The sequence below is a fragment of the Martelella sp. UBA3392 genome, assembly GCF_002358775.1.
GTDB classification, from domain to species: domain Bacteria; phylum Pseudomonadota; class Alphaproteobacteria; order Rhizobiales; family Rhizobiaceae; genus Martelella; species Martelella mediterranea.
The window spans coordinates 1-14930 of record NZ_DEPM01000265.1 but is presented as its reverse complement, the minus strand read 5'-3'; the positions used below and the strand labels follow the sequence as shown (position 1 = coordinate 14930).

Annotated in this window: 12 protein-coding genes and 1 pseudogene; 2 read left to right on the top strand and 11 right to left on the bottom strand. The window is 63.5% G+C overall.

Features of this window, described 5'->3' with window-relative positions; all coding sequences use genetic code 11:
- Positions 1 to 196: 196 nt before the first annotated feature.
- The 9 genes from B4E36_RS20625 to B4E36_RS20585 form a co-directional block, all read right to left on the bottom strand.
- On the bottom strand, positions 197 to 1258 hold the full coding sequence (locus tag B4E36_RS20625) for an ABC transporter ATP-binding protein (protein WP_292054733.1): 1062 nt from the start codon (positions 1256 to 1258) through the stop codon (positions 197 to 199).
- 46 nt (positions 1259 to 1304) lie between these two features.
- Positions 1305 to 2621, bottom strand: coding sequence for a D-tagatose-bisphosphate aldolase, class II, non-catalytic subunit (locus B4E36_RS20620; protein WP_292054730.1), 1317 nt, complete (start codon positions 2619 to 2621; stop codon positions 1305 to 1307).
- On the bottom strand, positions 2618 to 3568 hold the full coding sequence (locus B4E36_RS20615) for an SIS domain-containing protein (RefSeq protein WP_345900765.1): 951 nt from the start codon (positions 3566 to 3568) through the stop codon (positions 2618 to 2620). Before B4E36_RS20615 ends, B4E36_RS20620 begins: the two co-directional genes overlap by 4 nt.
- Positions 3569 to 3580: 12 nt before the next feature.
- A complete protein-coding gene (locus B4E36_RS20610; protein WP_292054760.1) occupies positions 3581 to 4414 on the bottom strand; it encodes a carbohydrate ABC transporter permease in 834 nt (277 codons plus the stop codon).
- A 23-nt stretch (positions 4415 to 4437) separates the two neighbouring features.
- Complete coding sequence (locus B4E36_RS20605; RefSeq protein ID WP_292054725.1) at positions 4438 to 5352, bottom strand: carbohydrate ABC transporter permease; 915 nt, start codon at positions 5350 to 5352, stop codon at positions 4438 to 4440.
- Positions 5349 to 6605: an ABC transporter substrate-binding protein gene (locus tag B4E36_RS20600; protein ID WP_292054721.1), complete on the bottom strand. Its 1257-nt coding sequence runs from the start codon at positions 6603 to 6605 to the stop codon at positions 5349 to 5351. The genes B4E36_RS20605 and B4E36_RS20600 overlap by 4 nt, the downstream gene beginning before the upstream one ends.
- A 29-nt stretch (positions 6606 to 6634) precedes the next feature.
- Positions 6635 to 7582, bottom strand: coding sequence for an N-acetylglucosamine kinase (locus B4E36_RS20595; protein WP_292054718.1), 948 nt, complete (start codon positions 7580 to 7582; stop codon positions 6635 to 6637).
- On the bottom strand, positions 7579 to 8373 hold the full coding sequence (locus B4E36_RS20590) for a DeoR/GlpR family DNA-binding transcription regulator (protein ID WP_292054716.1): 795 nt from the start codon (positions 8371 to 8373) through the stop codon (positions 7579 to 7581). Before B4E36_RS20590 ends, B4E36_RS20595 begins: the two co-directional genes overlap by 4 nt.
- A 137-nt stretch (positions 8374 to 8510) precedes the next feature.
- Complete coding sequence (locus B4E36_RS20585) at positions 8511 to 9827, bottom strand: alpha-glucosidase/alpha-galactosidase (protein ID WP_345900764.1); 1317 nt, start codon at positions 9825 to 9827, stop codon at positions 8511 to 8513.
- 94 nt (positions 9828 to 9921) lie between these two features.
- Here B4E36_RS20585 and B4E36_RS20580 point away from each other — a divergent pair, with 94 nt between their 5' ends.
- Complete coding sequence (locus tag B4E36_RS20580) at positions 9922 to 10779, top strand: helix-turn-helix domain-containing protein (RefSeq protein ID WP_292054711.1); 858 nt, start codon at positions 9922 to 9924, stop codon at positions 10777 to 10779.
- A gap of 74 nt (positions 10780 to 10853) precedes the next feature.
- Here the strand turns inward: B4E36_RS20580 and B4E36_RS20575 are convergent, their stop codons facing one another.
- Complete coding sequence (locus B4E36_RS20575) at positions 10854 to 12101, bottom strand: hypothetical protein (protein ID WP_292054707.1); 1248 nt, start codon at positions 12099 to 12101, stop codon at positions 10854 to 10856.
- Positions 12102 to 12270: 169 nt separating this feature from the next.
- Between B4E36_RS20575 and parC the strand changes: the two genes are divergently transcribed.
- Positions 12271 to 14550: a DNA topoisomerase IV subunit A gene (gene parC, locus B4E36_RS20570; RefSeq protein WP_345900763.1), complete on the top strand. Its 2280-nt coding sequence runs from the start codon at positions 12271 to 12273 to the stop codon at positions 14548 to 14550.
- A 139-nt stretch (positions 14551 to 14689) separates the two neighbouring features.
- On the opposite strand, the pseudogene B4E36_RS20565 reads toward parC, so the two are convergent.
- Positions 14690 to 14930 (bottom strand): annotated as a pseudogene (locus B4E36_RS20565) (LysE family translocator); the annotation flags it as partial.

The window sequence follows — 14930 nt, the reverse complement described above, 5'->3', positions numbered from 1 at the left end:
CCCCGGAGGGGAGAGATGTCGCGAAAGCGACAGTGAGGGGGGAGTCTATCCCCGCGAACGCCCTCACGAGATGAGATGCTGCGCCACCCTCACTGCCCCTTTCGGGGCATCTCTCCCGCCAGCGGGAGAGAGTAATGGGAGGAAGCGGCAAGGCCGTGTGCGATAGCCTTGCCCGCAATGTTCCAACCTGAAGCCGTCAGATACGCTCGCCGGTCTCCGCGTCGAACAGGTGGATCTTGTCGATATCCGGCTTGATGGTGAGGCGGTCGTGGGCATCGACCGTCAGCCATTCGCGCTGGGCGACCATGATGTCGTCCTCGCCGATGCGGCAGATGATCTGGGTTTCGGCCCCGGTCGGCTCGACCACCACAACCTCGACATCCACGCCGCTGTCATCGAGCGCGATATGTTCGGGGCGGATGCCGTAGATCACTTTCCGGCCGGGCTCGACCGCGCAACCGGGCGGAAGCGGCAGCCGCCCGCCGCCATTGGCGACGAATTCAGGTTGCCCGTCCTGGTTGATGCGGCCTTCGATCAGGTTCATGCCCGGCGAGCCGATGAAGCCCGCGACGAACACGTTTCTCGGCGTCGCATAGAGTTCGAGCGGGGTGCCGAACTGTTCCACATGGCCATCACGCATCACCACGATCCGGTCGGCCATGGTCATGGCCTCGATCTGGTCGTGGGTGACGTAGACGATGGTGGTCTTGAGCCGCTGGTGGAGCTGCTTGATTTCCGAGCGCATCTGCACGCGCAGCTTGGCGTCGAGATTGGACAGCGGCTCGTCGAACAGGAACACCTGCGGCTGGCGCACGATCGCGCGACCCATGGCGACGCGCTGGCGCTGGCCGCCGGAGAGGTTGCGGGGATAGCGGTCGAGCAGCTTTTCCAGCCCGAGAATCTGGGCGGCCTCGCCGACCCGGCGCTTGATCTCGTCCTTCGGGGCCTTGGCCAGCCGCAGCGAGAAGCCCATATTGGCCTCCACCGTCATGTGCGGATAAAGCGCGTAGGACTGGAACACCATGGCGATGTCGCGCAGCTTCGGCGCGACGTCGTTGACCACCTTGCCGCCGATCGCGACCTCGCCGCCGCTGATCTCCTCAAGTCCCGCGATCATGCGCAGGAGCGTCGATTTTCCGCAGCCGGACGGGCCGACCAGGATCACGAATTCGCCTTCCTGGATATCAATATCCACGCCATGCAGGACTTCCACATGTCCGTAGCTCTTGCGGACCTTTCTTACGTCTACTGAAGCCATATCGGTTTCTCACTTGCCAGATTGCGGCGCGTAGCGCCTGTCATGTTCATGCGGCCTGCCTCGTCCTTGAGCCGGTGGCCCGGGCGTAGGGCAAGAGCGCGGCGTCGATCGCGGCAAGGCACAGATCGCGCGCGTGCGGCGCGACCCTGCCGGTCACCACGTCCGGATAGACCCGCGCCATATGCTGGCTGATCAGCGTTTCGGGAATATCGCCCTCAAGGCGTGCAAACAGCGCATCGATCGCGGTGGCGGCTTCCTTTTCCGGCCAGTAATAGCGGATCCGGTCGCTGTAGCTGAAATGGCGCTGCAGCCGCTGCTCCGCGTCCGAGCCGGTATAATGGGAGCGCCAGTGGCCGGGTTTTTCGAGCATCAGGCTCTCCATGGCCGAAAACAGCGGCCCGTGGCCATCCTTGCCATCAAGCGTGGCGGCAATCGCGTCGAGCCCGTAAAGCGCCTCGCGCAGGGCAAAGGTCAGGCCGGGGCCGACCTTGAGGATCGCGAAGCCGTCATCGACGAGTTGCGTTAGCGCCTCCACCGGCTGGTAGTCGGTGGAATGAGCCTCGTAGACCATGCCGGGCAGGTCACTGAGCGCGCCGACCAGCGCGCGGGCCCGCTCGGGCTTGTAGATCGCAACATTGGCATTGCCGAATTCGACACCCGGCTGAACCACGATGCCGACAACGCGATCCAGCGCTGCGGCGATGCCGGCATCGGTGAACGCATCGCGGTGGACCGCATAGGTGTTCTTCACGGCGTCGGCATTGGTCGGCTCGATGTCGTCAAGGGCGTGGGTTGCGCCGCCCGGCGGCGGCACCTCGGTGCCGATGATGTAGACCGGCGGGCGGTGGCCTGCGGCTTTGGCGGCCTGTTCCGCGACCTTCGCGAGCCTTGCGGCGCGTTCGGCCGTCAGGTCATCGGCAAGGGCTGTCGGTTCCCCGGCGCAGCCCATCGAGGTGTCGAGGTGGAGCTTCTCGAAACCCGCCGCGGCATAGGTCGCGATCATGGTTTCGGCCCGCGCCATCGCCTCGTCCGCGGCAAGGCTTTTCCACGGATTGGGGCCGAGGTGGTCCCCGCCGAAGATGATCCGCTCGGTTGGAAAGCCGATCGCGCCGGCGATCTTTTCGACGAAGGCGCGGAAATCCCGCGGCGTCATGCCGGTATAGCCGCCGTCCTGATTGACCTGGTTGCAGGTGGCCTCGATCAGCGCGACCGCGCCATCCGCCGCAGCGCGCCTGAGCGCAGCCTCGATCACCAGCGCATGGGCGGAGCAGACCGAGGTGATGCCGCGCGGGAGCGCGCCGCCGCGCCCGCCGAAAAGGCGGGCGAGCGCGTCGTGGCGGTTTTGTTCAAGCGGTGCCGTCATGCGAGCTTCACCACCTTGGTCAGATGGCGCGGCGTAACGGTGTCGAGACCTTTCATCTGCGCCACCCGCTCGCCGAGGATCTGCAGCGCCGGCAACATGGCCAGCCCCGAAAGCGAAAGCCCGGTGTCGAGATCGAGCGCGAGATCGCCCGGACCGCCGAGGCCGATCACCACCGCGCCCTTGTCCTGAAGCTCCCTCACCACCTTGGCTTCCTCTGCCTTCTGGTCGGAGTAGAGCATGACGACGGCGGTCTCCTCGCTGACGAGGCTGATCGGGCCGTGGCGGTATTCCAGCGGATGGAAGGCCTGGGTCACGGTCTGGCTCATCTCCATCAGCTTCAGCGCGCCCTCAAGCGCGATGCCGTAGAGGGGGCCGCCGCCGAGAAAGACGAAATGCGAGCGGTTCTCGATGAGTTGCGGCAGGGCGGCGTCGAGATCGTCCATCAGCCTGCGGGCGGTATCGATGATCGCGGTGGTCATGTCCTGGCCGATCATGCGCTGGCCGAGCAGCAGCATCAGGCTTGCGGACACCGACATCACGATGCCCTCGTCGGGATGGGAGGGTGAGACCACCAGCGTATCGCAGTTTTTAGCAAGCGGGCTTTCCGGCTCGACGGTAATCGCCGTCACATGGGCGCCGGCGGCGCGGCTCGCCTTGGCGGCGGCGACCGTTTCGGTGCTTTCGCCGCTGCGCGAGAGCGCAATGACATGGGTATTCTTCCAGTCCGGGAAGAAGGCCTCCGGCCGGCTCAGCCATTCGGCGCCCGGCACCGCGATCGCGGCGCGGCCCGCGAGATTGAAATAGGCCGCAAGCGACAGCGCGAGGTTATAGGATGTGCCGCAGCCGACGATGACGGTCAGCGCCGCGTCATGCGAACCGGGTTTCCAAGTGATCGCCTTTTCCCAATAGGGGAATTGCTCGAAAATCACTTTTTCAGTCGTGTTCATGTTGTCTCCGGTTTATTTGACCGAGCCTGCCAGCAGACCGCTGACGAGGTACCGGTTCAGGAAAATGACGACGAGGGCGGGGATGATGATGGCAACGGAACCGCTTGCCGTGATCAGGCCGTAGTCGACGAAGTTTTTGGTGACGAATTCGGGGATCAGCACCGTCAGCGGCTTGGTTTGCGCCGGCGAGAAGATCAACGGAATGAGGTACTGGCCCCAGGCGCCGAGGAAGGTGAGAATGGCGGTCGCCGTCAGCCCCGGCCCCGCCAGCGGCAGCACGATGTTGAAGAAGATGAAGAGCCGTCCGGCGCCATCGAGCTGGGCCGCTTCCTCCAGCGCGATCGGCAGCGATTCGAACACGCTTCGAAGCAGCCAGAGCGACAGCGGCAGATAGGCCGACACATAAATCAGCGCGATGCCCGTATAGGTGTCGATCATGTGCAGGCTAATGAGGATCCGGTAGAGCGGGATCAGCACCGCATAGGCGGGGATCGCAAGCGTCGCCACCACCAGGATGAACAGGGTTTTGCGGCCCGGAAAATCGAGCCGGGTGAAGGCATAGGCCCCGAGCGCGGAGATCGCCACGCACAGCACCGTCGCCAGTGCCGAGGTGACGATGGAGTTGAACAGCGCCGCGCGGAACTGGGCCCAGACCTCGACCCCGCCGATCCGCTCGATGCCGATGCCGAAAATGCGGGCGAAGTGATCGAAGGTGATGTTCTGCGGGAAGAAATGGATCGGGCGGGCCGAGAAATCCTCGGTCGGCGTCAGCGCGCTGGCAAAGGTCCAGTAGACCGGCCCCAGCGACCAGATCAGCAGCACGGCAAGGCCGGCCCAGATCATCATGCGATAGGCAAGAGACTGTTTCATCAATCATACCGAGTGTTGCGATAGACGCGGAGCACATAGACCAGCGACACCAGAAGCGAGACGAAGGTGATCGTCAGCGACAGCGCCATGCCGTAGGAGAAGCGCAGGTTCTGGAAGGTCTCGAGATAGATCTGCACCAGCACGGGCCGGGTTTCGAGGCTCGCCCCGGCAAGCACCCAGGCCTCATCGAAAAGGTTGAAGGCCTGCACCGTGGCGTTGGTCATGGAAACCGCGATCGCGCTGCGCACCAATGGAAGCGTCACCAGCGTCAGCATCTGAAAATTGGTCGCGCCGTCTATGCGTGCGGCCTGATAGAGATGGTCGGGAATGCTCTGCATGGCGGCGAGAACGATGACGATGGTGAGCGGCATCATCCGCCAGACATGGACCACCGTGACCGCCATGATCGCGCTGGTGCGATCGTTGAACCAGATGTGGTTTTCGAAGGGCAGTCCGAGGGCGGTGAGGATGCCGTTCAGAAGGCCGGCGCCGGGCTGGTAGATCCACAGCCAGATCACCGCGTTGACCACGCCGGGCAGCGCCCAGGGCAGGATCACGGCGGCGAGGATCCACTGGCGTCCGACCTTGACCTGGTTGATCAGGGCGGCGGCCAGCACGCCGAAAACGGTCTCGGCGAGAACGGCGAGGATCACATAGGAAAATGTGTTCATCCAGCTCATGCCGAGCTGTTTGTCAGAGAGCATGCGGGTGTAGTTGGCAAGGCCGACGAAGGGCGTGCCCGGCTGCATCGGATTGACGCGGTGCAGGCTGTCCCAACTCGTCACCAGCATCGGGTAGAACACCAGCGACGCCATGGTGATCAGGATCGGCGCGGCCAGAAGCAGGCCGAGCATGGTATCGGCATTGAAGCCGATACCGCGCCTGCCTCGCATTGTGGAGGCGGCAGATGTCATTGGGCCATGGCCTGTTCGGCGGCGTCGGCAATGTTATGCATCGCCTCTTCAACCGTGATCTGGCCCTTGGCGGCGCTGTTGATCGAGGTATTCACGGCGCTCGAAAACTCCGGATACCATTGCGGCGTGCCCTGCTGGAACAGCGGCTCGACCGTGGTCGACTGTTCGACGAGCACATCGCCGGAATGCATCACGCCGGTCTCGTTGACGGCCGAAAGCACCGAGGTGCGGGTCGGCAGGAAGCCGTTCTTGTAATTCTCCTCCTGGAAGTCCTTGGAGGTGAACCACTTGATGAACTCAACCGCGGCCTCCTTGTTCTGCGAGCTTTCCGGAATGCCGAGCGCTTCCGGCAGGCCGAAGCTGCGGGTCTCGCCGCTTGCCGTCGGCACCAGAATGGCCTCTACGTCACCTGCGACCTTGGACTGATCCGGATCGTTCATCTGGCCGAGGCGGCCAGGTTCCCCGGAGATCATCACGCTGGTCTGGCCCTGGGAGAACATGCTGTCATTGATCTGGCTGTCGGTCAGGCTGACTGCGGCCGGATCGACGAGGCCTTCGTCCAGCAGCATCAGTTCGAATTCCAGCGCCTTGTAGCCGGCCGAATCCGGCGATGTGAACAGCGGCTTGAAATCGGCGTCGAACAATTCGCCGCCAAAGGCCTTGGTCAACAGATACCAGCTCGTGGACGCGCCTTCGGTCGCCGAAAGCGGCAGGCCGATCGGATATTCGACGATGCCGGCGTCCTTGATCTTCTTGGCGTCGGCGACAAGCTCGTCCAGCGTCTTCGGCGGCTCGGTGATGCCGGCTTCCTCAAATTGCGCCTTGTTGATCAGCATGACGCGGAAGTCGTTGGTATAGGGGATGCCGAGGATATCGCCGTCGACGGTGAAGATCTTGGTAACGCCAATGTCTTCCACCGTGGCGGGGTCGATCACGTCATTAAGCGGCATGTACCAGCCGGCGGCGGCGAACTGGCCGGTCCAGGACCAGTCGAATTCGGTCACATCGGCGGGCGCGGTGCCGGCGACGAGGCCGGTGACGAGCTTGAGGCGGATATCGTCCCACGAGAGTGTCTGGAGGTCGACATGGATGCCGGTGTCTTCCTCGAAGTCGGCGGCGATATTGGCGCCCTGCGGGGAGGGCAGAAGCACCGTGATGGATTCGCCGGCCAGCGGTTTGGCGTCATCGGCGAGCGCCGGGATGGCGAGCAGCATGGCTGTCGAGGTGGCGAGTGATAAAAGCAGTCTGTTCATGTTCCCGTCCTGTCTGGTTTTTGGAGAGTTCAATCCGTCCCGTTTCGGGCGGAGGCGATTTGCCCGACAAAGCCCTCTTCGAGCGGCCAGCCGAGACATTGGGCGGCCGCCAGCAGCGCGCCGCCAATCGGGGGAAGTCGGGGCGGAACCGGCGCGCGGCCGATCCGGCTCGTGAGCGCGGCAAGCAGCACCGGGCTTGCGAATGTGCCGCCGGCATAGGTCCAGTCGGCGTCGCTCGCGCAGTGTGGGGCGATGGCCGTGAAGTGTCGCGCAAGCTCGTCGGCTGCCTGTTCTATCAGAGCGTTCGCGCCGGCATCGCCGGCGCGGGCCACGCGGTCGACCACTTCGGCCAGCGCCGCGATCCCGGCGCGCGGCCTTTCAAGGCCGGTCACCCAGTCGCCGAGCGCGTTCATGGGGTCGGTTCTGTCGAGAGAAAGGGCGTCAAAAACTGCGTCGGTCAGCGCGGTCGGTTGCGCGCGGCCGTCGATCGCCTGGCTGATCAGGCTGAGCGCGCCGCGACCGATCGCATAGGCGCTGCCCTCGTCGCCGATCATGTCGCCCCAGCCGCCGACGCGGGCGGAACGGCCGGCCTCATCGCGCGCCCAGGCCATGGAGCCGGTGCCGGAGAGGATCAGGATGCCGGGCCGGCCGGACAGCGCGCCGAAATGGGCGGCCTCGACATCGTTCAGCACATGCCGTTTCGCCGCCGGGAAGGTCTCGGCGATTGCCTGTTCCTGAAGGGCGGAGAGGCGGGTCACCTCGCCATAGGCGGGCAGGGCAGCGGCCACGGCCCCTATCTCCGTGATTTCGGCGAAGGGGCGCAGCACCGTATCGAGGACCTCGCGCCAGCCGGGATTGTCCATCGGATTGACGCCGCCGCCGCGCGCCGTCTTAACCACTTGGCCCGACCGGTCGGCAAGCGCCGCCAGCACCTTGCTGCCGCCGCCGTCGATGCCGAGGATCAGGCCGTCGGTCATCCGTTCGCTCCCGCCTCGACGATCGTGTTCTCGATCCCGTTGTCGTCGAAATACGCGCGCCATTTCTGCGGGATGGTGGAATCGGTGATGACGTGGGCTTCGGTGAGGGGCGCAACCTTGTAGGTCGCCATCGTGTCGAACTTGGTGGCATCGGCCAGCACGAAACAATGCGCCGAGCGCGTCAGCATGCGCCGGTTGAGGTGGGCCTCGCCATTGTCGATGCTGTAGATCGCGCCGTCGGAACCGATGGCGCTCGCGCCCAGGAAAAGCTGGTCGAACCAGATCAGGTCCAGCATGGCTTCCGCCTGCGGGCCGACCAGCGAGGCGTTTTCGCTGCGCAACTGGCCGCCGAGCAGCGTGACCTCGAGATTCGGAATGTTCAGGAATTCCTGCGCGACGATCAGGCCGTTGGTGAAGATGCGCAGCGGGATCGGGCTGATGCGGATCAGCCGGGCAAGCTGCAGAACCGTGGTGCCGGCATCGAGAAAGATCGCGGAACGCGGTTGCAGCGTTTCATAGGCCGCCGTGGCAATCGCCCGCTTGGCGGCCAGATTGCGCTTCTCGCGGGCCTGGAACGCCATTTCCACCGAGGAGCCCTCGGCAATGCGCGCGCCGCCATGGACCCTGACGATCGAACCCTCCTGTTCGAGAATCTGCAGATCGCGGCGGACGGTGGCGAGCGAGGCGCCGATCGCGTCGGCGAGGTCCTGGATCGCGGAAAACCCGTTCACATAAAGATGGCTGCGTATCGCTTCGAGACGATCGACCTTGACGCCCTGTGGCTGTGACATCCGCATTCCCCTGTTATTTTCGATCACAATGATGATCGAAACGATCATTGTCAATCAGTTTTATGATTTATTATGATCGAAAACGCCGGCGACATTGCTGTCGCCGGCTTGGGGAGAGGAGGAAAAGGGCGCAAACTCTAGTGATAAGCCGGGAGAAGGTCCCCGTGCCGCTCGATCAGCCCATCCACCAGCTTCCAGATTTCATCCGGGGAGAGCTCGGCCGATGTGTGCGGGTCGAGCAGGGCGGCCTGGTAGATGCGGTCGCGGCTTTTGGTCAGCGCGGCCTCGACCGTCAACTCCTGCACCGAAATGCTGAGTTTCATCACCGCGGCGAGCTGGGTCGGCACCCGGCCGATCCGGATCGGCTGAATGCCGTTATGGTCGACATGGCAGGGCACCTCGACGATGCACTCGTCCGGCAGGTTGGAGATCAGGCCGTTATTGGGTACGTTGCCGTAGATCAGCGCCGGCTTGCCGGTGACGGCGGCATGAATGATGCCGGCGGCATATTCATTGCTGCGGCACACCTCGATCGGCCTGTCGCCCTCGAGCTTCTTGCGCAGCGCATGCCACTCGGCGATCTGCTCCTTGCAGCGGCGGATATATTCGTCCAGCGGAATGTTGAAACGGTCGATCAGGTCGTCGCGGCCATCCTTGATGTACCACGAGGTGTATTCCGAGAAATGCTCGCTCGATTCGGTCACGAAATGGCCGAGCCGCTTCAGCGCGTCGAAGCGCACCCGGTCGTCGTCCGGCACCTTGCCGTCGGCGAGAAGCTGCCGCAGGCGCGGATAGAGATCCTCTCGCGAACCATCGGCATGCAGCTTCTCATATTTCAGGAAGAATGCGATGTGGTTGATGCCGGCGGAGAGGTAGTTGATGTTCGCCACATCCTCGCCGAGATAGGAGGCGAGCTGGCCGGCGGTGTGCTGCACGCTGTGGCAGAGGCCGATGGTGCGGATTTCCGGCGCGATCTCCTTGATCGCCCAGCAATTGATCGCCATCGGGTTCACATATTGCATCAGAAGCGCGTTCGGGCAGACATCCTCCATGTCGCGGCAGATCGCCTCCAGCACCGGGATGGTGCGCAGCCCACGGAAAATGCCGCCAATGCCGAGTGTATCGGCGATCGTCTGGCGCAGGCCGAACTGTTTCGGCACGTCGAAATCGGTGACAGTGGCCGGCTCATAGCCGCCGACCTGCATCATCAGGATCACGAAATCGGACCCCTTCAGCGCCTGGCGCCGGTCCAGCGTCGCCTCGACGCGGATATCGGCAAGGCCGAGCGCCGCGCAGATGCGGCGGGTGACGATTTCGGAGGTTTTCAGCCGTTCGGGATCGATGTCGAACAGGCTGATGGCGATTTCGCCGGGGAGATCGGAGGACAACACATCACCGAGAATGTTCTGGGCGAATACGGTGCTGCCGGCGCCGACAAGGCAGATTTTGGTCATGACGGGTTCCTTTCTTTTCGGCGAAGCTATATCTCCAAAACAAGATTTTCCTCCGGTGTTCATGTCGATTAGTCCGGGATTGGAGTGGCGAGCGATGGCCGCGGGCAATATTGAGGTGGACGACCTGACGCTGGCGCGCGGCGATTTCCTGATCGAGCGTCATATCGCGACCGCCATGCCGGCGGCCCACTGGCACGATCACGTCGAGCTCAATCTGCTGCTTGAAGGCGAGATGACCTATCTCTTCAACGGTCGGCGCGAGGAGGTGGAGGCGGGCAGGCTGGTGCTGTTCTGGGCCGCGATCCCGCACCAGACCATTGCGGTCACCGACAACGCCGCCCTGATCGTCATCTACCTGCCGCTCGCCGATTTCCTGGCGCTGCCGATCGATCGCGAGGCCCGGCGCTTCACCATGCAGGGCGGATTTTTGACCGACTCGGCCGCGACCGGCCATGATGGCGTGGTTGCCGCGCGTTGGGTGGAGGAGTGGAACAAGGGCGGGCCGCAGCGCCGGAGCCTGCTGCGCGAGGAAATCGCGCTGAGGGTGCGCCGCTTCATTCTCGATTGCGTCGAAACCGGCCGCCTTTCAGGCGGGGAGGCCGGGACGGCAGCGGTCGCCGCCGCCGTGCGTCATGTTGAGGCGCTGACCGATCTGGTGAACGGCCATTATGGCGAACCCGTATCTATGCCGGATCTTGCCGCCCGCGCCGGCATTCATCCGAGCACCGCCAACAAGGCCTTCCGCGATGTGCTGGGCCTTTCCGTCAACGAATATCTCACCCGCTACCGGGTGGCGCGCGCCATGCAGAGGCTGGTCGACACCGAGGACCCGATCCTCACGATCGCCTATGATTGCGGGTTCGGATCGAGCAGCAGGTTCTACGAATTGTTCAAGGCGCGCACCGGCCAGACCCCGCTTGCCTTCCGCAGGGCGCTGTCGCGCAAGGGGTGAGACAGGCGTTGAGACGGCCCTGAGGCAAAAGCCCCGGCAGGCGTTCTGCCGGGGGCAACTGCGAAGGGCTTGTCTTACTGATTGGCCTTGATCTCGAGATTGAGAAGCTGGGGGATGGCCTTGGGCGCGGCGGCACCCGCCATCACCACGGCCAGCACCGGCATCTGCATCTGCGGCTTGATGCTAACCGAGAAGTTCTGCGGGTTGGCCAGATAGCTGTCGACCGCGGATGAGACGGAGGCGGCAAGGTCCGGCATTTCCAGCCCGGCGAGACCCGCCGTCATCTGCCCCTTCCACTCGGCGATCAATGCATCGGTGGAAATATTCTTTTCCTTTGCGATCGTCTCGATCAGACGGTTGGTGATGCTGTCATCGGTAAACCGGATCGACAGGCCGCTGACGCCGATGGTCTGGCCGAGCTGCATCAATTCAGCCTGATAGGGATTTTCCTGTTCCGACGAGGCACCGTCCGAAGGGGCATCCTCCATCTCATCGCTCTGGGCGATCTCCGAAATCTTCTGAAGCGTTTCCAGCGTTTCGAGCGTGACGCCGGTCAGTCCCATGCCGAAGTCGAGCGTGCCGACATTTTCCGTGGCGAGGCTGTAGGTGGCGACGTTGAGATCGCCCGTTTCCAGATCCCAGTTGCCGCTGATCGTGAATGTCGACGTGGTCTGCAGGAGATCGAGTTCCTCCAGCGTCGCGCGGGCGTCGGGCTTCAGGTCGTCGACCTGCGAAAGGTCGAGCGCAATCCCGGTGACGTTCGCGAGATAATCGGCCTTGGTGCGCGCCTCGTTGAAACTCTGCTTGGCGGAAGCATCGTCGATCGTCAGCAGCTTGTCGCCTTCGACGGTGACGCTGATGTTCTTGACCTCCGTGCTTTCGCCATAGCCCCAGCCGGAAAGAACCGCGAGGTCGGCGCTGGCGGGAACATGGATATTGGTCTCGGTATACGAGGCGATGGCGATCTCAGCGTCCTCCATCGTGAAGGTCATGTCGGACGCCATTGACTTGCCGATCATGTAGCTGCCGTCGGCATTTTCCTGAACGTCCTGAAGGTCGAGCGTGATCGGCGCCTTCTGCTTGAACTCGTCCATCTCCTCGCCCGCTACAGGCGAGGGCGAAAATTCCATGCCGGAGACCGTCACGCTGCCATCCGAGCCTTCCTCGACGCTGTCATAGGTGAAGGTCATGTGCGACTGTTTTTCGGTGACGGCCTTCAGCTTGGCCATCAGATCGTCGGTGTCGAGGGCAAACGCGGGAGCGCCCGATGCGGCCAGAAAACTGCCTGCGAGAAGAAGCTGCGTGAGACGTGATGTGGGCATGAAGTGCTCCCTGAAAATGAGATGTTGCGCTACGGTTTATTGGCCATATAAGGCCGAATTGCAATTTTGCTATGAATGCCCGGTGAATGCGGCGCGTTTTCCCTTGTTTTCAGGGGATTGCGGGCGGCCCCGCCTTGCGGGCAAGGGTTGTATCCTCTAACAGAAACCCATGGGAAAAGAAATCACGCCACCCGAAAACGGCGACGGACACACGGACGCCGTGGACCTGCGCAAGGCCCTTGAGGAACGCTACCTCGCCTATGCGCTTTCGACGATCATGCACCGGGCGCTGCCGGATGTGCGCGACGGGCTGAAGCCCGTGCACCGCCGCATCATTCACGGCATGAGCGAGATCGGCGTGCGCCCGAACGCCGCCTACAAGAAATGCGCCCGCATTGTCGGCGATGTCATGGGTAAGTTCCATCCCCATGGCGACGCCTCGATCTATGATGCGCTGGTGCGTCTGTCGCAGGATTTCGCCCAGCGTTACCCGATGGTCGACGGCCAGGGCAATTTCGGCAATATCGACGGCGATAGCGCGGCCGCCATGCGCTACACCGAGGCGCGCATGACCGATGTCGCCGCGCTGATGCTGGATGGCATCGGCGAGGACGCCGTCGATTTCCGCCCGACCTATAACGAGGAGGACGAGGAGCCGGTGGTGATGCCCGGCGCCTTCCCGAATCTGCTCGCCAACGGCTCCACCGGCATCGCCGTCGGCATGGCGACCTCCATCCCGCCGCACAATGCCCACGAGTTGTGTGAGGCGGCGATCTACCTGATCAAGCATCCCGACGCCACCGTCGAGGACATCATGACGCTGCCGGACGCCGACGGGCCGAAGGCGAACATGATCCAGGGCCCGGATTTTCCGACCGGCGGGATCATCGTCGAGGATTTCGCCTCGATGGTCGAGACCTACAAGACCGGCCGCGGCGGCTTCCGGCTGCGTTCGCGCTGGGAAAAGGAAGACCTCGGCCGCGGCAATTACCAGATCGTCGTCACCGAAATTCCCTATGGCGTGCAGAAGTCGCGGCTGATCGAGAAGATCGCCGAACTCCTGATCGCCCGCCGCCTGCCGCTCCTAGAGGATATCCAGGACGAATCGGCGGAAGATATCCGCGTCGTGCTGGTGCCGAAATCGCGCGCCGTCGACCCGGCGCTGCTGATGGAATCGCTGTTCAAGCTCACCGATCTCGAACAGCGTTTCTCGATGAACATGAACGTGCTCTCGCAGGGCAAGGTGCCCAAGGTGATGGGCCTTGTCGATGTGCTGAAGGAATGGCTCGGCCACCGCCGCGAGGTGCTGCAGCGCCGCTCCCGCCATCGGCTCGCCGCCATCGACCGCCGGCTTGAAATCCTCGGCGGCCTGCTGGTCGCCTATCTCAACCTCGACGAGGTGATCAAGATCATCCGCGAGGAGGATGAGCCCAAGGCGGTGATGATCGCCCGGTTCGAGATCACCGATGTGCAGGCCGAAGCGATCCTCAACATGCGGCTGCGGGCTTTGCGCAAGCTCGAGGAAATCGAAATCCGCAAGGAATTCGATGCGCTGACGGCGGAGAAGGCGGAGATCGAGGCGCTGCTTGCCTCCGAAACCCAGCAGTGGCAGACCGTTGCCTGGGAAATCGGCGAGGTCAAGAAAACCTTCGCCAAGGCGACCGAACTCGGCAAACGCCGCTCGACCTTCGACATTGCGCCCGATACCGATGTCGAGGCGATCCAGCAGGCGATGATCGAGAAGGAACCGGTCACGATCGTGATTTCCGAAAAGGGCTGGATCCGGGCGCTGAAGGGCCATGTCGATACCTCCGGCGTTGCCTTCAAGGAAGGCGACGGCCTGAAGCTCGCCTTCCCGGCGCAGACGACCGACAAGCTTTTGATCGTCACCACCGGCGGACGCGCCTTCACGCTCGGCGCGGACAAGCTGCCGGGCGGGCGCGGCCATGGCGAGCCGCTGCGCATCATGGTCGATATCGATGCCGATCAGGACGTCGTCACCGCCTTCGTGCATGAGGCCGGCCGCAAGCAGTTGATCGCGTCCACCGCCGGCAATGGCTTCATCATCGAGGAAGACCAGATGGTCGCCAACACCCGCAAGGGCAAGCAGGTGATGAATGTCTCGGCCAAGGATGAGGTCAAGCTTTTGACGCCGGCTACCGGCGACCACATCGCGGTGATCGGCGAAAACCGCAAGCTGATCGTGTTCCCGATGTCGCAGGTCGCCGAGATGGCCCGCGGCAAGGGCGTGCGCCTGCAGCGCTACAAGGATGGCGGCCTTTCGGACGCCAAATGTTTCGCGATCGCCGACGGCCTTAGCTGGACCGACAGCGCCGGCCGCACCCATATGCGCACCGCCGACGAACTGCTCGAATGGCGCGGCGACCGCGCCATGGCCGGCCGCATCGCGCCCAAGGGCTTTCCGAGAAACGGCAAGTTCAAGGGGTAGGGGCGGCGGAGCGCTGCGGCGAACGGTGCTTGCAGGACGATGGCCCGCAATGCGGTTATTCACCGGAGCTGCGGCCCTAGTCATCAACCCTTTTGCCATCTCCGCCGAAACACCACGGCGTTCCGCGAAGCTCCCTGGTTTACACCTTTGCCGTCAGCAGCTTCACTCCGGCGAACACGAAGAAGCCGCCCAGCGCCGCCTCCACCACGCGACGGAAGCGCGTGAGGCCGGCGCGGACCATGGCGCTGGAGAGCAACAATGCATAGGCGCCGTGGCCGGTGAAAGACATCAGGAACGATCCGGCGACGAACAGCAGGACAATAGGGGCGGGGGCATCGCCAACGCCGCCGACGCCAGCGATCGCCAGCCAGAACATGATC